Annotated in this window: 16 protein-coding genes and 4 tRNA genes; 12 read left to right on the plus strand and 8 right to left on the minus strand. The window is 68.7% G+C overall.

Annotation, left to right across the window (positions count from 1 at the left end; genetic code table 11):
• The first annotated feature begins 92 nt into the window (after window positions 1-92).
• The 3 genes from zapE (at window position 93) to OED01_RS07740 (ending at window position 3,069) form a co-directional block, all read left to right on the plus strand.
• A complete protein-coding gene (gene zapE, locus OED01_RS07730) occupies window positions 93-1,130 on the plus strand; it encodes a cell division protein ZapE (RefSeq protein ID WP_264157784.1) in 1,038 nt (345 codons plus the stop codon).
• A gap of 134 nt (window positions 1,131-1,264) precedes the next feature.
• Window positions 1,265-2,503, plus strand: a complete 1,239-nt coding sequence (locus OED01_RS07735; protein WP_264157785.1) for an ammonium transporter — start codon at window positions 1,265-1,267, stop codon at window positions 2,501-2,503.
• Window positions 2,504-2,562: 59 nt separating this feature from the next.
• A complete protein-coding gene (locus tag OED01_RS07740; RefSeq protein ID WP_413231627.1) occupies window positions 2,563-3,069 on the plus strand; it encodes a type II toxin-antitoxin system PemK/MazF family toxin in 507 nt (168 codons plus the stop codon).
• Window positions 3,070-3,073: 4 nt separating this feature from the next.
• On the opposite strand, the gene OED01_RS07745 is transcribed toward OED01_RS07740, so the two are convergent.
• The gene (locus tag OED01_RS07745; RefSeq protein ID WP_264157787.1) at window positions 3,074-4,231 is read right to left on the minus strand and encodes a DUF1611 domain-containing protein; all 1,158 of its coding nucleotides are present in this window, start codon (window positions 4,229-4,231) and stop codon (window positions 3,074-3,076) included.
• Window positions 4,232-4,457: 226 nt separating this feature from the next.
• Here OED01_RS07745 and OED01_RS07750 point away from each other — a divergent pair, with 226 nt between their 5' ends.
• Together OED01_RS07750 and OED01_RS07755 are read left to right on the plus strand one after the other, a co-directional pair.
• Window positions 4,458-5,183: an SRPBCC family protein gene (locus tag OED01_RS07750; RefSeq protein ID WP_318841132.1), complete on the plus strand. Its 726-nt coding sequence runs from the start codon at window positions 4,458-4,460 to the stop codon at window positions 5,181-5,183.
• A complete protein-coding gene (locus tag OED01_RS07755) occupies window positions 5,176-6,528 on the plus strand; it encodes an APC family permease (RefSeq protein WP_264157788.1) in 1,353 nt (450 codons plus the stop codon). The genes OED01_RS07750 and OED01_RS07755 overlap by 8 nt, the downstream gene beginning before the upstream one ends.
• A 5-nt stretch (window positions 6,529-6,533) precedes the next feature.
• On the opposite strand, the gene OED01_RS07760 is transcribed toward OED01_RS07755, so the two are convergent.
• The 3 genes from OED01_RS07760 to OED01_RS07770 form a co-directional block, all read right to left on the minus strand.
• Window positions 6,534-7,826: a cytochrome P450 gene (locus tag OED01_RS07760; protein WP_264157789.1), complete on the minus strand. Its 1,293-nt coding sequence runs from the start codon at window positions 7,824-7,826 to the stop codon at window positions 6,534-6,536.
• A gap of 73 nt (window positions 7,827-7,899) precedes the next feature.
• The gene (locus OED01_RS07765) at window positions 7,900-8,385 is read right to left on the minus strand and encodes a DUF1269 domain-containing protein (RefSeq protein WP_264157790.1); all 486 of its coding nucleotides are present in this window, start codon (window positions 8,383-8,385) and stop codon (window positions 7,900-7,902) included.
• Window positions 8,386-8,479: 94 nt separating this feature from the next.
• Window positions 8,480-10,180 (minus strand): long-chain-fatty-acid--CoA ligase, encoded by a 1,701-nt coding sequence (locus OED01_RS07770; protein ID WP_264157791.1) that lies wholly within the window; start codon window positions 10,178-10,180, stop codon window positions 8,480-8,482.
• A gap of 102 nt (window positions 10,181-10,282) precedes the next feature.
• On the opposite strand from OED01_RS07770, the gene OED01_RS07775 reads away from it, so the two are divergent.
• Window positions 10,283-11,107 carry a Rossmann-fold NAD(P)-binding domain-containing protein gene (locus tag OED01_RS07775; RefSeq protein WP_264157792.1) on the plus strand — a complete coding sequence of 275 codons (825 nt, stop codon included), beginning with the start codon at window positions 10,283-10,285 and terminating at the stop codon, window positions 11,105-11,107.
• A 6-nt stretch (window positions 11,108-11,113) separates the two neighbouring features.
• Here the strand turns inward: OED01_RS07775 and OED01_RS07780 are convergent.
• Window positions 11,114-11,189: transfer RNA gene (locus tag OED01_RS07780), tRNA-Val, on the minus strand.
• Between the two features lie 149 nt (window positions 11,190-11,338).
• On the opposite strand from OED01_RS07780, the gene OED01_RS07785 reads away from it, so the two are divergent.
• The 3 genes from OED01_RS07785 (at window position 11,339) to OED01_RS07795 (ending at window position 11,635) form a co-directional block, all read left to right on the plus strand.
• Window positions 11,339-11,411 (plus strand) — tRNA-Gly (locus OED01_RS07785).
• A 54-nt stretch (window positions 11,412-11,465) separates the two neighbouring features.
• A tRNA-Cys gene (locus OED01_RS07790) sits at window positions 11,466-11,536 on the plus strand.
• A gap of 27 nt (window positions 11,537-11,563) precedes the next feature.
• Window positions 11,564-11,635 (plus strand) — tRNA-Val (locus tag OED01_RS07795).
• A gap of 41 nt (window positions 11,636-11,676) precedes the next feature.
• On the opposite strand, the gene OED01_RS07800 is transcribed toward OED01_RS07795, so the two are convergent.
• On the minus strand, window positions 11,677-12,438 hold the full coding sequence (locus OED01_RS07800; protein WP_264157793.1) for an SDR family oxidoreductase: 762 nt from the start codon (window positions 12,436-12,438) through the stop codon (window positions 11,677-11,679).
• Window positions 12,439-12,539: 101 nt separating this feature from the next.
• On the opposite strand from OED01_RS07800, the gene OED01_RS07805 reads away from it, so the two are divergent.
• The 3 genes from OED01_RS07805 to OED01_RS07815 are packed head-to-tail and all read left to right on the plus strand — an operon-like array spanning window position 12,540 to window position 15,937.
• Complete coding sequence (locus OED01_RS07805) at window positions 12,540-13,382, plus strand: helix-turn-helix transcriptional regulator (RefSeq protein ID WP_264157794.1); 843 nt, start codon at window positions 12,540-12,542, stop codon at window positions 13,380-13,382.
• Between the two features lie 9 nt (window positions 13,383-13,391).
• Window positions 13,392-15,374, plus strand: coding sequence for a threonine--tRNA ligase (gene thrS / locus OED01_RS07810; RefSeq protein ID WP_264157795.1), 1,983 nt, complete (start codon window positions 13,392-13,394; stop codon window positions 15,372-15,374).
• A complete protein-coding gene (locus tag OED01_RS07815; RefSeq protein WP_264157796.1) occupies window positions 15,371-15,937 on the plus strand; it encodes an HIT family protein in 567 nt (188 codons plus the stop codon). Before thrS ends, OED01_RS07815 begins: the two co-directional genes overlap by 4 nt.
• Window positions 15,938-15,940: 3 nt before the next feature.
• Here the strand turns inward: OED01_RS07815 and pdxY are convergent, their stop codons facing one another.
• Complete coding sequence (pdxY, locus tag OED01_RS07820) at window positions 15,941-16,792, minus strand: pyridoxal kinase PdxY (protein ID WP_264157797.1); 852 nt, start codon at window positions 16,790-16,792, stop codon at window positions 15,941-15,943.
• 28 nt (window positions 16,793-16,820) lie between these two features.
• Window positions 16,821-18,137: an aminotransferase class I/II-fold pyridoxal phosphate-dependent enzyme gene (locus OED01_RS07825; protein WP_264157798.1), complete on the minus strand. Its 1,317-nt coding sequence runs from the start codon at window positions 18,135-18,137 to the stop codon at window positions 16,821-16,823.
• Between the last annotated feature and the right edge of the window lie 84 nt (window positions 18,138-18,221).

The raw sequence follows: 18,221 nt of genomic DNA on the forward strand, positions 1-18,221 counted from the left end.
CGACGACGGCGTAGTGTTGTGCCGTCCCCTTCGACGATAGATCCATTCGGTGCGCCCGGCGCCCGATCCGTAAGACTGCGACTCAGGACCCCATGACCGATACGACGCCCCGCGCCGGCACCGTGCGCCTCTCCGACCGGCAGCCCGTCGTCACGGGACCCGAGATGCTCGCCGGTCTGGTCCCGCCGCCGCAGTTCGACGACGCCACCTTCGAGAGCTACCGGGCCGACCCCGCCTACCCGTCGCAGGAATCGGCCAAGGACATCCTGCAGCGGTTCGCCGGGCGCGGGACGCCGGCCAAGCGCGGCGGTCTGTTCCGACGTGCGCCGAAGGAGCCGGAGCTCAAGCCGGGCGTCTACCTCGACGGCGGCTTCGGCGTCGGCAAGACGCATCTGCTGGCCTCGATCTACCACGCGATGCCCGCGCGCCGGAAGTACTTCGGCTCCTTCATCGAGTACACCGCGCTGGTCGGCGCACTCGGCTACAAGAACACGGTCGATCTGCTCCGCGGCGCCGATCTGCTGTGCATCGACGAGTTCGAGCTGGACGACCCGGGCGACACGATGGTCATGACTCGTCTGCTCGGTGAACTCGTCACGTCGGGAACCCGCCTCGCGGCGACGTCGAACACGCCGCCGAACGCGCTGGGCGAGGGCCGCTTCGCCGCGCAGGACTTCCTCCGCGAGATCCACCAGATGTCGGACAGCTTCCAGACGCTGCGCATCGACGGCGTCGACTTCCGCCAGCGCGCGATCGACGGACACGCGATCGTGCTCGACGCCCCGGCGTACGCGGTTCGGCTGGATGCCGCGGCAGCGGCAGGCACGGCATCCGACGACGAGTTCGACGAACTCATCCGGCACCTCGCCAAAGTGCACCCGTCTCGATACATCCGGCTGATCGATGGCGTCGGCCTCGTCGGGCTGCGCGACGTGCGCGAGCTGACCGATCAGTCCGAGGCGCTGCGCTTCGTGGCGTTCGTCGATCGCGTGTACGACGCACAGGTCCCGATCGCGGCGACGGGGCGCGCGCTGGACGCCGTGTTCTCCGAGGAGATGCTCGCCGGCGGCTACCGCAAGAAGTACCTGCGCGCCATCTCCCGACTGAACGCCTTGACGCATTCTGCGTGAGCGCGAAGCTCTGCGTAACGTGATGTTCACAGAGCACGCCCTGGTGTAACCGCCGGGAAACAATCCACGCTCATTTCCGAAATCGGGCCTCGCCACACTGAAGCTCTCAATTACTTCGGATGTGAGGTTTTCCTATGGATGCTCCCGGCAACATCTCGTGGGCGATCACCGCGACAGCGCTGGTGCTGCTCATGACGCCAGGCGTCGCGTTCTTCTACGGCGGCCTTGTGAAGGCCAAGAGCGTCGTCAGCATGATGATGATGAGCTTCGGCTCGATCGGTCTCGTCGCCGTGCTGTGGATTCTCTTCGGCTTCTCGATGAGCGCCGTCGACTCCCCGACGGCATTCGCCGGCAACCCGTTCGCGGACTTCGGTCTCGCCTCGCTCGCGGCCGGCGAGGGCTCCAACGTGGCGCTGCTCGGAGTCGCGTACGGTGCCACGTTCGCGATCATCACGGTGGCGCTGATCTCCGGGGCGATCGCCGACCGCGCGAAGTTCGGCAGCTGGCTGATCTTCGCCGGCGTCTTCGCGACCGTCGGCTACTTCCCGATCGCCGCCTGGGTCTGGGGCGGCGGCTGGGTGATGAACCTCGGCGCATGGCTGTTCGGCGAGGACAGCGGCATCGCCGTCATCGACTACGCCGGCGGCACAGCGGTGCACATCAACGCGGGTGCCGCGGCGCTGGCGCTGGCGTTGGTCCTGGGCAAGCGCATCGGGTTCCAGAAGGGCATTCTCAAGCCGCACAACGTGCCGCTGACCCTGCTCGGCGCCGCGCTTCTGTGGTTCGGTTGGTTCGGTTTCAACGCCGGCGCCGAGTGGCTGTCCGAGGACATGGGCGGTGTCGGCCTGATCGGCATCAACACGCTCGGCGCGACGGCTGCGGCCATCCTCGGCTGGATCCTCATCGAACGCTTCAAGGAGGGCAAGGCCACCTCGGTCGGCGCCGCATCCGGTGCGGTCGCCGGCCTGGTCGCCATCACCCCGGCGTGCGCGAATCTGACTCCGGGCTGGGCCCTCCTGCTGGGCGCGCTGTCCGGCGTCCTGTGCGCGCTTGCCGTCGAACTGAAGTTCCGTCTCGGCTTCGACGACTCGCTGGACGTCGTGGGCATCCACCTCGTCGGCGGTCTGCTGGGCACGGTGTACCTCGGCTTCTTCGCCACCGAGCAGGGCCTGTTCGTCGGCGGTGACGCCCGCCTGCTCGCCGTCCAGGTGATCGCCGCACTCGGTGTCCTGATCTACTCCTTCGTCGTCGCCCTGATCATCGGGTTCGCGATCGAGAAGACGATCGGCTTCCGCATCACGAACGAGGACGAGATCGCCGGTGTCGACTCGGTCGTGCACGGCGAAGAGGGCTACGCGCTCGTCGACGCCTGAAGCGCCGATAGGGTGACGGGGTGAGTTCGAGCAGGAGCCTCTTCGCCCAGATCACCGGAATGCTGGTCACCGCGCTGACCGGTCGTACGTCCCGGACTTCCGAGAGGGAGCCGGGACGTACGTCTGTCCCCGAGTCCTCACCTGGACGGCAACGGGGGAGCGAGACCATCCGCATCGATCCGCTCCGCGTCGACCGGCTTCGAGTCGCGTACGCGCCTGCCCGCGACGGCGCGCCGGACGCCGGCGAGATCATCTGGACCTGGGTGCCGTACGAGGAGAACGACGGACGGGGCAAGGACCGCCCGGTGCTCGTCATCGGGCGCCAGTCGGACGCGCGGGTCTACGCGGTGCGGATGACGAGCAGACCCCACGACGGACATCGCGACTACCTGTCGATCGGCTCGGGAGAGTGGGACAGAGCGGGCCGGGAGTCCTGGGTCGACATCGAGGAGCTCTACAGCGTGCACGAGTCGGGCATGCGCCGCGAGGCGGCGATCCTCGACCGTGCCCGCTACGGGCGGGTCGCGCAGGCGCTCGTGCAGCGATACGGGTGGCGCACGAGCTGAGCGGTCAGCGCTGAGCGGACGCCCGCCGTTCGGCGAGGTGCGGGAAGGCCTGCACCACCATGTCGACCAGTTCGTACAGCGGACGGGTCAGCGGATCGGTCGCCGGGACGCCGAGGTCGAGTTCGATCTCGTCGATCGCGGCTTCGATCTCGGCATCCGTCAGGTTCTCGTGGTTGACGGTCACACCGATCACCCTGGTGTCCGCGAACGATTCGATCAAGGCGACTTCCGAGGCCACGGTGGGCATGGAGACCATGGGGAAGTCACCGAGCGTCCGTCGGCCGGGGGCGTGCTGGACGATCACGCCAGCGGGGCGACTGCCGCGGAGGATGTGCGCCGACGTCAGATAGGCCGGATGGCTGAGCGCGCCCTGGCCCTCGACGATGATCACGTCGGGGTCCTCGCCCTCGAAGGCCAGGACGACCTGGTGCTCGACCTCTCCCGAGCAGAACTGCGGCACGAGCGCGTCGAGGGCGACACCGTAGCGTCCGCCCTGGATGATCGTGGTCTGCCCAGTGCCCACCATGACCGCGCGGATGCCCTGTTCGTTGAGCGCCTGGACGAGCAGGGTCGACGTGGTCCGCTTGCCGATGGCGCCGTCGGTTCCGAGCACGGCGATCCGCGGGCACGTGACGTCGAAGATGCGACCGTCGAACAGATGCAGGTCCTTCTTGTCGCGTGGACGGCGCACATCGGTGATCGTCACCCCTGCGAGCAGACTCGCCGCGGCGAACTCGGCATCCTCGTTGAGGAACTCGTGCAGTCCGTTGATGATGTGCATGCCGCGCGCGATGCCGTCGAGCAGGACGACGCGCTGGGCCGGCGAGAGCAGACCGTCCGCGGGCGCGAGCCCGCAGATCAGGTAGTCGGGGACGCGGTCGGCGTGGGCGATGGCCTGCGCGAGCGTGCCGAGCACCGGGATCCCGTTGTGGGTGCCGTCGAGGAACGTCCCCGCGTCGGCGCCGGCGTGACGGCTGTCGATGACGCTGAGAATCTCGTATTTCTCGGAATGGCGGACGAGTCCGTTGGCCGTCTTGCCGTCCTGCTCACCGAACTGCCCTTCGCAGTACACGACTGCGGTCGTGCCGACGGGAAGGGCGATGGGCTCTGCCCAGCCGTGCGACGACGGGGCGACCGAGGACGGAAGGGGTGGGGTGGACATGGGTCTCCTCGCGCTCACACAGAGGAGGCGACGGAGAACGAAATGACCGAGTGGGCCCGTTGGTCGACAAGAAGTCTTCCCTGATGCCGGCGAGCTGCCGGCTCGTCGACAGTAGCACCGCACCCTGGGCGTGAGCCCGGGATACCCGGCACCGCACCAAAGAGCAACCCCCTGGATGCCGACTCCCGTCTCCGCTTACCGTCGATGGCGATCGAGGAGGTGGCCGATGGGCGGCGATGAGGCGGAGGAGTCCGCGCGGATCGGAAAGCGCGCGCAGAACGTCCGCGAGCTGCGCTGCACGGTCGACGAGGTGTTCGACGTGCTGGCCGACGGCTGGGTCTATCCGTCGTGGGTCGTCGGTGCCTCCCGGATGCGCGACGTCGAGGCCGGCTGGCCGGGGGAGCAGGCCCGTCTGCACCATTCCTTCGGCGTGTGGCCCGTGCTGATCGACGACACGACGGTCTGCATCGAATGGGACCCGCCTCGGCGTGCGGTGCTGCGGGCACGAGGGTGGCCGATCGGAGAGGCCGAGGTGCTCATCGAAGCCCGGCCTCGAGGCAGCGGATGCGTCGTGCGGATCCAGGAGCGCCCCGTGCGGGGGCCGGCGACACTGCTGCCCTCGAAGCTCTCCGCAGCGCTGCTGCTCTGGCGCAACGCGGAGACGCTGCACCGCCTCGCCTATCTCGCCGAAGGCGGCGCCGGACGGCGGCGATCGAACGAAAACGACGGAGAGGACGGCATCGACATGGCCGACGACATGACCCACGAGGAGAAGCGACGCGATCAGCTGACGACCGCGCCCGAGGCGACCGAGGCGGACGCGGATCCGCGCGTCGTCGTCTCCGAGGCCGACGGCGTCACCCGCGTCGATATCGCTCCGGATGCCGATGTGCGCCCGGGCCCCGGGCCGGGGATGCCGGAGGCGGACGACCCGGATCACCGGGATGACTGAGCCCGCCGCGAGCACACCGGCGCCCGAACGCAATGCGCCCGAGGCCGGCGGATTGCGGCGAGCGATCACCGGTCCGATGCTGTTCGCGTTCATCCTGGGCGATGTGCTCGGCGCCGGTGTCTACGCGCTCATGGGTGTCCTCTCCGAGGACGTCGGAGGCATGCTCTGGGCGCCGCTCGTGGTGGCGCTGCTGCTCGCCCTGCTGACGGCGGGTTCGTACGCGGAGCTCGTCACGAAGTATCCCCGCGCCGGCGGGGCGGCCGTCTTCGCCGAGCGAGCGTTCCACAACCGCATCGTGTCGTTCCTCGTGGGCTTCAGCATGCTCGCCGCCGGAGTGACCAGCGCTGCGGGTCTGGCGCTCGCGTTCGCCGGTGACTACCTGCGGACGTTCATCGACCTGCCGACCGTCCTCGTGGCGATCCTGTTCCTCGCAGCGGTCGCAGCGCTCAACATGCGCGGCATCAAGGAATCACTCGGTGCGAACATCGTCATGACGATCATCGAGGTGAGCGGTCTGGTGATCGTGGTGGCCGTCGTGGCGGTGTTCGTGGGAGGAGGCGGTGGCGACGTCTCGCGTGTGGTCGAGACCCCCGAGGGATCGGCGACCGGCCTCGCGATCCTCGCCGGCGCGATCGTCGCCTATTACTCCTTCGTCGGATTCGAGACGTCAGCGAACGTCATCGAGGAGGTCAAGTCACCGACGCGCACGTACCCGCGCGCCCTCTTCGGCGCACTGCTCGCCGCCGGCGTCGTGTACGTGCTCGTCGGACTCGCCAGCGCGGCGGCGCTGCCGCCGGAGGAGCTGCAGGAATCCAGCGGACCGCTTCTGGCGGTCGTGGAGGCGACGGGGCTCAGCGTGCCCTCGTGGCTGTTCAGCCTCATCGCGCTGATCGCGGTCGCGAACGGTGCTCTGCTGACCATGATCATGGCCAGCCGTCTCGCCTACGGCATGGCGGAGCAGCGCCTCCTGCCCACCGTGCTGGCGCGCGTGCTGCCGAAGCGGCGGACACCGTGGGTCGCGATCATCGCGACGACCGCGGTCGCGATGCTGCTCACGCTCATCGGCGATCTGGCGACTCTCGCAGAGACGGTCGTCCTCCTGCTGCTGTTCGTCTTCCTGAGCGCGAACGTGTCGGTCCTCGTGCTGCGGCGCGATCGCGTGGAGCACGAGCACTTCCGTGTGTGGACCTTCATCCCCGTGCTCGGCATCGGCTCCTGCATCCTGCTGCTGACGCAGCAGCGCCCGATCGTGTGGGGTCTCGGCGCGATCATGCTCGCCGTCGGGGCAGTGCTGTTCCTCGCTGCGCGGTGGGCGGCTTCCCGGCGCGAGCGCACACGGGGCTGACGCCCTCAGTGCACGGGACAGCGTGATGCGGCGCCGGCGCGAGCCACGTGGACGCCGGAGGCCGGCATGGTGGGCAGTCGGCGACGGTTGACGCCGAGGCCGGTGCCGAGGATGGTCACTCCCGGATCGCTCATCGCCGCCACCGCCGCAGCGAGGCCGGCGATGGCCAGCTTCTCGCCCGGGCAGCGGTGACCGGCGGTGACGGATCCGCCACCGTGCGGAACGAATGCCGGCAGCGACTCGTAGTCGGGATGCTCGATGAACCGGTCGGGTGCGAAGCGGGTGGCGTCGTCCCACGAGTTCTCGTCCAGGTCGGTGCCGAGGATGTCGAGAACGACGCGCCCGCCGGCGGCGACCTGCAGACCGTCGAAGTCGATGTCGGCGATCGCGCGACCGGGGAGCATCGGAACGAACAGCGCCGTGCGGCGCACCTCCTGCGCGAAGGCGACGGCGAGCGGTCCTCCGACGAGCGATCCGCGGGCAGCGACCTCGTCGGCGATGCGCTCGCGCCACTGCGGATGCTTGTGCAGCCGCTGCCCGGCGAAGGCGACGAATCGGGCGACGGCGATCATCGGACGGATGCTGTTCTGCAGCTCGACACCCGCCAGCTGTGCGGGCAGCAGGCGGCCGTCGGGATCTCGGTGTCCGGCCCAGATAGCCAGGGCCTCGTGCTCTGCGGGGTGGAGAGTGCCGCTCCGGACCGCTTCGATCAGACGCCGGGAGTGACGATCGGACCACCATCGGTTCGCGGCGGCCATGGCGTAGGCCGGCGAGTACGGTGCTCCGAATCCGTCGACGATCTGAGCGAGTCGCTGCGCCCAACGCGTCTTCGCGGCCGCCGTGCCGGGCAGCCCGGCCCATCGCATGGAGGCGCGACCGAAGGCGCCGACCGCCGCCTCGTACGCCGTGCGCTGTCCGCCGTCGATCCACGCGTGGAGTTCCGACCGCCACTCGCGGTCCAGCAGAGGTGCCAATCGCTCGACCTGGGAATCCTCGTAGGCGGCGGAGACGAAGCCATCCTTGCGGTGCCGGTGCTGTGCGCCGTCAAGGCTGTGCACCGACCCGTGGCCGAAGAGCGTCTCCTGCACGATGGCGGGCATGGCGCCGTGTCGGGCGATCAGGGTGTCGTCGTAGAAGAGTCGCACGCCCTCGGCACCGCGCACGAACAGCGCATCATCGCCGAGGAGGCGCATCGGGGCCGAGCGGGCGCCGGGCGCGACTCTGTTCCAGATGCGATCGGCGAAGTCGTAGCCGCGCAGCAGCAGCGAGGGGGCGTCGTCGTGGAGAGGATTCTTCATGCCGCCACAGTGACACGGCGCCTCCCCCCGGGTGGAGGGGGAGGCGCCGGATCGACGGGTGTGCTAAAGGTCGTCAGTCCTCGAACGCGCGACGGACCTCGTCCTCCTCGGCCGAGACGAGGTTGCTGCCGATGAGCGTGCCGCCCAGGCCGTGGAACCGCTCGGCCAGACGATCGCGGTCGGTGTCGTGGTTGACGACGAACAGCGCCGACGTGCCAGGCACGACCGACTTGCCGATCGTGTCGAGCTGGTCCTTGGTGATGCCGACCGCATCCATCTTCTTGGTGAGCACGCCGATGGCGGCGCCCGCCGCAGCGCCGATCAGCGGGAGGAAGAACAACGCGCCGACGACCACACCGAGCAGCGCGCCCCAACCGGCGCTTCGCAGCTCGTCGCGGTTCTCGTACTTGACGTTCGGGCGGTCAGCGCCCTGCTCCCATTCGATGACGGCGTAATCCTCGATGCGGATCAGTCCTTCGCTCGAAGCATCGCGCAGGACGGCGGTCGCCTTCTCGGCGCCGTCCGTCGTCTCGAACTTCCAGGCGGTGAAAGTGGTCACGGTGGTCCCTCCATTGGGTATGCGGTCGCGTCCATTATGTCGGGAGGGCGGAGCGATCCGTGCGGATGAACCGCGGCGAACGTGCGAACGGCGACTATCGCCGTGCCAGCAGCGCCTCTCGCACCTGCCTGCGCAGCACCTTGCCGATCAGGGAGCGGGGGAGCTCGTCGACAACCACGATGCGCCGCGGGACCTTGTACGGTGTGAGTCGCGTGCGGCAGAAGTCTCGGAGCGCGTCGGCGTCGAGCACGGCACCCGTGCGCATGACCACGGCTGCCGCGACGTCCTCGCCGCCACCGGACCGCGGAAGCCCGATGACGGCCGCCGCGACGACGTCGGGGTGCGCCTCGAGCGCGTCCTCGACCTCGCTGGGCGAGACGTTGAACCCGCCCGTGATGATGAGCTCCTTGAGGCGATCCACGATGGTGACGAAGCCGTCGGCGGACACCTCGGCGATGTCGCCGGACCTCAGCCAGCCGTCCGGGAGCAGGACCTCCGCGGTCTCGACCGGACGTCGCCAGTACCCCTGGAACACCTGGGGGCCGCGGATCAGGAGCTCTCCGCGCTCACCGAGCGGCCTGTCGATGCTGGGGTCGTCCGGGTCGACGACGCGGATCTCGGTGCTCGGGAACGGCACGCCGACGGTTCCGGGGCGGCGGCTGGGTCCCATCGGGTTGCCGAGGGCGACGGGCGAGCTCTCGGTCATGCCGTATCCCTCCACGAGGAGGCCGCCCGTCGCCTCCTCCCAGCGCTGAACGGTCGCGAGCGGAAGGCTCATCGCCCCCGAGATCGCGAAGCGGACCGAGGACAGATCGATCGTCCCGCGGGAAGCGGCGCGGGCCAGCGCGTCGTAGATCGGAGGGACCGCGGGGAGGAAGGTCGGGGGAGCGGTGCGCGCCGCCTCGGTGACCAAGCCGAGGTCGAACGTCGGGAACAGCACGAGGCGCGCCCCGATGCTCATCGCGAAGGTCAGGCACAGCGTCATCCCGTAGGCATGGAACAACGGCAGCACGCCGTAGAAGGTCTCCTCGCCGTCGATCAGGCCCGGCACCCAGGCGCGGCCCTGCATCGCGTTGGCGCGGAGGTTCGCGTGGCTCAGGATCGCACCTTTGGGAACACCCGTCGTTCCGCTGGTGTACTGCAGCAGGGCGGTGTCGTCCATGGTGGGCCCTGGGATGCGGCGCGAGATCCGCCGGTGCGCGACGAGGCTCTTCCAGGTGACGAGATGCTTCGCCTTCGGCGCGCCGGTCAGTTTCGCTCGAGACTCGCGCGCTTTCGCCACGGGAAGGCGAAGCGCCGCGCGCTTCCAGAACGGCATCGACTCGGTGATGTCGACGCTCACGATGTGCTCGACCTTCAGATCCGCGGGGAAGTCGTCCAGGATGTCGACGGTCTTGTCCCACACGACGGCCACACGAGCGCCGTGATCCTCGAACTGGTGCCGCAGCTCGCGAGGCGTGTAGAGCGGGTTGTGCTCGACGACGATGGCGCCCAGGCGCAGAGCGGCATAGAAGGCCACGGCGTGCTGCGGACTGTTGGGCAGCACGAGAGCGACTCTGTCGCCTTTCCCGACGCCGAGTCTTCGCAGTCCCTCAGCCGCCCGGTCGATCTGCTCGCCGAGGTCCCGGTACGTCGTCACGGCACCGAAGAACTGGAGCGCCGGACGCCTGTCGAACGCGCGAACGCTCGCCGCCATCATCTCCGGCAGCGTCTGCGATGGCTGCTCGATCTCGGCCGGGACGTCGTCCGCATAGGCTTCAAGCCAGGGGCGGGATTCGAGAGGATGCGCCGTCATGATTCCATCCTGCCTGCATCATCGGCGGTTGCCAGGCCCTTGCGCCTCGACTGCACGGATGACAGAGGCTCAGAATGGACCGAGCAACGGAGAGGAACGTCGATGCCGGAGGTATCGCAGAGTGAACGTCCGCTCGGGCGTGTTCTGCTGGTCGGGTACGGCAAGCTGGGGCGACGACTCGCGCCGCAGCTGCTGCCTCATGCGGACGGCGTGCTCGCTCTCCGTCGCAGCGGGGAGGACACGAGCGAGGGCATCGAGGGGATCAGCGCCGATGTCTCTCGAGCGCTCGGACGGCTACCGGCGGTCGATTCGCTGCTGATCACATTGCCTCCCGGCCCCACCAGGGGAAGTTATCGGGCCGCTCTCACGAACGTCGCCACCGCGCTGCCGGATGCGCCGGCACGCACGGTCTTCGTCTCGTCGACGGGCGTCTTCGAAGGCGCCGATCCCGACCGGCCGCTGACGGAGGACGATCGGCCTGTCGCCGTGTCGGATCGCTCGCACGGTCTGATCGACGGCGAGCGTGCCGCAGTCGAGCTCTTCGGCGCGACCGTTCTCCGCCCGGCGGGCATCTACGGTCCTGGGCGCGACTTCATGTTCCGTCGGGTCCGCGCGCAGTCGCCGGCGGACCATGGGCGATGGACGAACCGCATCCACGAGGACGATCTGGTCGTCACGCTGACGGCGCTGCTGCGTGCGCGCGACGCTCCGGCGCTGCTACACGCGGTCGACCAGCATCCTGCACCGCTCGGCGAGGTGCTCGCGCACGTCGCCGCGCTGCTGGATCTGCCGACGCCGCCGGACGAAGGCGCCGGGCACGCGAGCGGTCATGTCCTCGACGGCGCGCGATTCCACGCCTGGATCGGGGAGCTGCGGCATCCGTCTTATGAGACCGGGTACGCCGACATGATCGGTCGTGCGGGATGAGGGTTGTGGTGGGCGATGCCGGACTCGAACCGACGACCTCTTCCGTGTGAAGGAAGCGCGCTACCAACTGCGCCAATCGCCCAAGACCCTGTGGGGTCGACAACCGATACTACCGGACGCCGTGAGGCTGTTTTGACCACTTTCGAGACACACCCGAGATCCCGACTCGGTTTGGCGTCGCGCAAAACGTCGGCTATTGTTTTACAAGTGCCCGGTCAGCCGGAACACAACGCGGATGTAGCGCAGTTGGTAGCGCACAACCTTGCCAAGGTTGGGGTCGCGAGTTCGAGTCTCGTCATCCGCTCGAGTGCAGGGACTCCTTCGGGAGTTTCGGCATGTGGGTTCGAATCCACCTCCTGGTGGCGTGGCCGAGAGGCTAGGCACCGGCCTGCAAAGCCGTTTACACGGGTTCGAATCCCGTCGCCACCTCTCTGCCTAACTGAATAGCCCCAACGGGCGCGATTGGCGCAGCGGTAGCGCGCTTCCCTGACACGGAAGAGGTCACTGGTTCGATCCCAGTATCGCGCACAGATAAGAACCCCCGGCCGTGGCCGGGGTTTCGTCGTCTCCTACGCGGCGTGGATGTCCGTGCCGTTCACCGTTCGGACGACCTCGTCGTAATCGCCTCGCACCTCGGCGAAGCGCAGGAACTTCACGCGCTCGACCAGGATCTCTCGAGGTGCCTCGTCCGCGGCGAGCAGCGCGAGCGTCTCGTCGGCGTATGCCGCCAACGGCATGGCCATCGGATTCTGCCGCTGCCCGGGCATGAGGTCCGTCTGCACCGCCGGCGGAACGAGCTCCACCACGCGCACCGACGTGTCGGCGAGCTGCAACCGGATCGACTCGCTCAGCATGTGCACGAAGGCCTTGCTCGCGTTGTACGTCGGCGTGGGCCGCAGCGGCACGGACGCGAGGCCGCTCGAAACGGTGATGATGGCGGCATCCGCCCGGGTCTGCAGGTGCTCGACGAATCCGGCGATCAATCGGATCGGGCCGAGCACGTTCGTCCCCACGATGCGCTCGGCCGTATCGAGGAACGACGCGGGGGAGTGCCAGTCCTCGGCGATCATGATGCCGGCCATCGCGATGACCGTGTCGAGGTCGGGGTGCCGGGCGATGAGTTCGGATGCCGCGGAGGCGACGCTCTCGGCATCAGCCACGTCGATCGGGATGGTGTCGAAGCCGTGCGTCGCGCGCAATTCGTCGAGCAGCGCGGTGCGCCGTCCGCCGATGATGACGGTCGCACCGGCGGCCTGCAGCCGCTCGGCGAGGGCGAGTCCGATGCCGCTGGTGGCGCCGGGGATGAAGATGGTGCGTTCGGAGATGTTCATGGATTCATCGTGCGATCGTCGCCATCCGAGCAGAAGAGACCTGTCGAACGGGGGATCGGCAGTCCCTGGTTCGATTCCTCTCGGCGCGCGAGGATGGACCCATGGAGAGAACCGACCTCGCGGAGTTCCTGCGACGCCGTCGTGACGAGCTGAGCCCGCAGGACGTCGGCCTGGCCGCCGGCGCTCGTCGTCGTACCGCCGGGCTCCGCCGCGAGGAGGTCGCCCAACTGACCGGGATGTCCGTCGACTACTACACCCGGCTCGAGCAGGCCAGGGGCCCCCAGCCCAGCACGCAGATGCTCAGCGCACTCGCGCGGTCGCTGCGCCTCACCGCCGATGAGAGGGACTATCTCTTCCGGATGGCGGGGCACAGCGCCCCCACGCGACAGGATGCCTCGCCGCATGTCGTTCCCGCCCTGCAGGGGGTCCTGGATCGCCTCGGCGACACCCCGGCGCTCATCCTGTCCGACATCGGCGAGGCGCTCGTCGCGAACCGTCTCGCGGTCGCCCTCTTCGGCGATCCCACCGAGCTCACCGGGCACGCACGCAGTGACGTGTACCGGTGGTTCCGCGTCGAGGGCGCCCGCGATCTGTACCCCGTCGACGACCAGGATCGCCAGTCGCGGGCGCTCGTGGCGAATCTGAGGGTGGCGTTCGGTGCGCAGGGTCCGAGGTCTAGGGCGGCCGAGCTGGTCCGGGTGCTCCTCGATGAGAGCCCGGAGTTCGCGGCGCTGTGGGAGCGCCAGGAGGTGGCCCGCCGGTTCGAGGACCACAAAGTCCTCATCCACCCGGCGATCGGCCCGATCGAACTCGACTGCCAGGTGCTCTTCACCGAGGACCAGTCGCAGGCGTTGCTCGTCCTCTCGCCGCGGACGTCGACGGCCGCCGAGCAGATCCGCCTGCTGGGCGTCGTCGGATCGGAACGCTTCCCCGTGCGGAACTAAGATGGTCCGGTGACCACTGGATTCGATCTGTACCCCGACCGGAATGTCGTCGCCGTGCGCGTCGACGGTGAACTCAAGGACCTCGCGACGGAGATCGCAGACACCCGGACCACCGAGCCGGTCACGATCGACAGCCCCGACGGGCTGAACATCCTTCGGCACTCCACCGCGCACGTGCTCGCTCAAGCCGTGCAGCGCCTGCGCCCCGAGGCGAACCTCGGCATCGGCCCGTTCATCACGGACGGCTTCTACTACGACTTCGGAGTCGACACCCCGTTCACCCCAGAGGACCTCAAGGCGATCTCGAAGGAGATGCAGCGGATCGTCCGGGAGGGCCAGCGCTTCACCCGCCGCGTCGTCTCGGCCGACGAGGCGCGTGCCGAGCTCGTTAACGAGCCGTTCAAGCTCGAGCTCGTCGATCTCGCCGGCGGCCCCGGCTCGGGTGCGGATGCCGCGGAGGGCGCCTCCGTCGAGGTCGGCGAGGGCGAACTCACCATCTACGACAACGTCACGCGTGACGGCGAAGTCGCCTGGAAGGACCTCTGCCGCGGTCCGCACGTTCCGAGCACCCGCATGGTGGGCAACGGCTGGGACCTCACCCGTGTCGCGGCCGCGTACTGGCGCGGCAGCGAGAAGAACCCCCAGCTGCAGCGCGTCTACGGCACCGCATGGCCGTCCAAAGATGAGCTGCGCGCGTACCAGGAGCGTCTGGCCGAGGCCGAGCGGCGCGATCACCGCAAGCTCGGTGCGGAGATGGACCTGTTCTCGTTCCCCGACGAGATCGGCTCCGGCCTCGCGGTCTTCCACCCCAAGGGCGGCATCATCCGCTACGAGATCGAGGAGAACCTGCGCCGACACCTGCTGCGCAACGGCTACGACGTCGTCAACAGCCCGCACATCACGAAGAAGGACCTGTTCCAGACTTCGGGGCACCTGCAGACGTACGCGGACGGCATGTTCCCTCCCATGCATCTGGACGAGCTGCGCGACGAGGACGGCAACATCACGCGTCAGGGCCAGGACTACTACCTGAAGCCCATGAACTGCCCGTTCCACAACCTGATCTACCGGTCGCGCGGCCGCTCATACCGTGAGCTGCCGCTGCGTCTGGCGGAATTCGGGACCGTGTACCGCTACGAGAAGAGCGGCACGCTGTCCGGGCTCACCCGTGTGCGGGGCCTGACGCAGGACGACGCCCACATCTACGTCGCACAGGACCAGGTCAAGGATGAGCTGACCACCAACCTCAACCTCGTCCTCGAACTGCTGCGCGACTACGGGCTCAACGACTTCTACCTCGAACTGTCCACGAACGAAGAGGGCAACCCGAAGTTCCTGGGGGAGCCGGCGCAGTGGACCGAAGCGATCGACACGCTGCGCGAGGTCGCCGAGGCATCCGGTCTCGACCTGGTCTCCGACCCGGGCGGCGCGGCCTTCTACGGCCCGAAGATCTCGGTGCAGGCGCGCGATGCGATCGGCCGCACCTGGCAGATGTCGACCATCCAACTGGACTTCAACCAGCCCGAGCGGTTCGAACTCGAGTACACCGGTCCGGACGGGCAGAAGCACCGTCCGGTGATGATCCACCGTGCGCTGCTCGGCTCGGTCGAGCGCTTCTTCGCGATCCTCCTCGAGCACTACGCCGGCGACTTCCCGCTCTGGCTCGCACCGGCGCAGGTCGTCGGCGTGCCGGTGGCGGAGCAGTACGCCGGGTACCTCGAGGACGTCGTCGCCCAGCTGCGCGACGCCGGCGTACGGGCCGATGTCGACCACTCCGACGACCGCATGCAGAAGAAGATCCGCAACCACACCACCGCGAAGGTGCCGGTCATCCTCATCGCCGGTGAGCAGGACAGCGCCGCCGGCACCGTGTCGTTCCGCTTCCGCGACGGCACGCAGGAGAACGGCGTGCCGGTGGCGGATGCCGTCGCCAGGATCCGCCGGGCGATCGAGACGCACGCCCTCGTGCTGAAGGCAGGGGATCTGGCGTGACCGATCAGGATGCCGGCGCAGGAGCAGCGGTGTTCCCCGAGGACGCCGCGCACCTCGCCGGCGTCCCTGACGAGTTCCAACGGCTGTGGACCCCGCATCGGATGGCCTACATCCAGGCGGGACCGGAGCCGCTTCGCGAGGAGTGCCCGTTCTGCGAGGCGCCGAAGCACGCCGACGAGGAGCGCCTCATCGTCGCCCGTGGACGCACCGCGTACGTGCTGCTGAACCTGTTCCCGTACAACTCCGGCCACCTGCTCGTGTGCCCCTACCGGCACATCGCCACGTACGACCAGGCGACGGCGGAGGAGGTCGCCGAGATCGGCGCGCTCACGCAGACCGGGATGCGCGTCCTGCGCTCCGTGGCGAACTGCGACGGGTTCAACCTCGGCATGAACCAGGGCGCCGTCGCCGGGGCAGGCGTCGACGCGCACCTGCACCAGCACATCGTGCCGCGGTGGTCGTCGGACGCGAACTTCTTCCCGATCATCGCGAAGACGAAGGCGCTGCCGCAGCTGCTGGGTGAGGTGCGTCAGACCGTGGCGGGCGCCTGGCCCGAGGACTGACCGTCAGCGCACCTGACGAGCGGTGAACTGCATGCGCGGGTTCGCGTAGAACTCCTGCGCCTCGATCAGCTGCAGCTCGCGCTCACCCGAGTCGAGCGTCGCCTGCAGCAGGTCGAACACACTCGACACGGTGCGCTCCAGAGCGAGCTTCGCGTCACCCGTGGCGACGTAGTGGGCGGTGAACAGTGCCGCCGTGACATCTCCCGATCCGTTCGCCTTCATCGGTAGGTGCGGCGTGGCGACGAGCCAGGCGCCCTTGTCGTCCACCGCGAGCATCTCGATCGTGCCCTCTTCGCGGTCGGGACGCTCGACGCTGGTCACGAGCACCACCGAGGGGCCCATCGCCCGCGCGGCGTCGACCGAGGCAAGGGTCGAGTCGAGCGAGTCCGGTTCGGTTCCGGTGAGGAAACCGAGCTCGAACTGGTTCGGCGTGATGATGTCGGCGATCGGGACCACCTTCTCGCGCAGCAGCACGGGGATGGCCGGTGCGACGAAGCATCCGCTCTTCGCGTTGCCCATCACCGGGTCGCAGGCGTACACCGCAGCGGGGTTGGCGGCCTTCACCCGCGCGACCGCGTCGATGATGACCTCGCCGATGCCCTCGCCGCCCTGGTAGCCGGACAGCACGGCGTCGACCTTCGGGAAGGCGCCGCGCTCCTCGATACCGGTGATCACGTCGCGGACATCGGACGGATCGATGAGCGGACCCCGCCAGGCGCCGTAGCCGGTGTGATTGGAGAAGTTCACGGTGTAGACCGGCAGGACGTCGACGCCGATGCGCTGCAGGGGGAACACCGCTGCGGAGTTGCCGACGTGGCCGTATGCGACGGCGGACTGGATCGACAGGATCTTCATGGCTTGCTCTTTCTCATCGGGAGGTGGTTCATCGGGTGGCGGCGACGAGGTCGGCGAGCAGCGCGTCGCCCTCGTCGCCGGTGAGGTCGTGGACGGTGAGACGAAGGTGGTGCGATGGCGCCGCGCGGTCGGCGAGGCGGAAGGCGTCGCCCGTGCGGACGAGCCATCCGCGGCGCATCATGCGCTCTGAGACGACCGAGGCCGGCTCCGGCAGCTCGACCCAGAGGTTCATCCCGTCGCCCTGCGTTGCGTGCAGCCCGTGTTCGCGCAGCCGATCGGCGAACGCGCCGTTGCGCTGCGCGTAGTGCTCACCTGCGGCGGCGATCTGCGCCTGGACCGCGTCATCGGTGACCAGCCCGAGCACGAGCCGCTGCAGGAGGTGACTGACCCAGGTGGTCCCGGGGCTCAGGCGCTCGGCGAGTCGCGCGGCCGTCTCGGGATCCGTGGCGGCGACGGCCAGGCACATGTCAGGACCCAGGAACTTGGAAACGCTGCGGATCAGGGCGAATCGGCGATGCTCCGGGGTGATCAGCGATTCGTACGGGTGCGGCGACAGCATCGAGAAGTGGTCGTCCTCGATCAGCAGCACGTACGGATGATCGGCGAGCACCGCGCGCAGCGCCGCCGCACGGCGTGGGCTCAGTCGTGCGCCGGTGGGGTTCTGGGCGCGGGGAGTGCAGATCACGGCCCGCACTCCGGCATCCAGAGCCGCCCGCAGGCCGTCGACCGTCATGCCCTCCTCGTCGACCGGCACGGGGACCGCCCGGTATCCGCCGAGTCGCACGGTATGGATGCTGGCGAGGAAGCAGGGGTCCTCGAGCGCGACCGCGTCATCGCGCGTGAGCGCCTGAGCGAGCAGCCGCTCCACGGCATCCACGGCGCCGCTGGTTATCGTGATGCGGAAGTCGGCGGTCGGCAGCGCCGACGCCATCCACTCGCGGGCCCAGGCTTCGAGACCGGGGTCGATCACGGGTTCGCCGTACAGCACGGGGCGCCCGCCGAAGCCGGCGAGCACGGGGGAGGGGTCCGGGATGAGGGCGGGATCGGGGTTGCCGGTGCCGACGTCGCGCAGCACCGTGTCGGCGGCATAGCCGTCCTGCGCCGTCGGGGAATGCCCGGTGATGACGGTCCCGGCGCGACCACGGGTCTGCACGAGACCGGCCTGGACCAGTTGGCGATAGGCCGCCACGGCGGTGTTGCGATTCACACCGAGGCGTTCGGCGAGTTCGCGCACCGGGGGCAGCACGTCGCCGGCGCGGAGCAGGCCGCGGTCGCGCAGTCCGCGCACGCTGGCGGCGATCTCGGCGGCCGTCGCGCCGGTGATCTGTTCGTTCGTGTCACCCATCGACACACGAGTCTAGTTCGTCCTGCGACAGTGCTATCTTTTGGCATAGATCAAAAGGATCGTTGAACCTCATCGAAGGGAAAC

Origin of the sequence: Microbacterium sp. M28 (assembly GCF_025836995.1) — a bacterium.
In the GTDB taxonomy this organism is placed as follows: Bacteria; Actinomycetota; Actinomycetes; order Actinomycetales; family Microbacteriaceae; genus Microbacterium.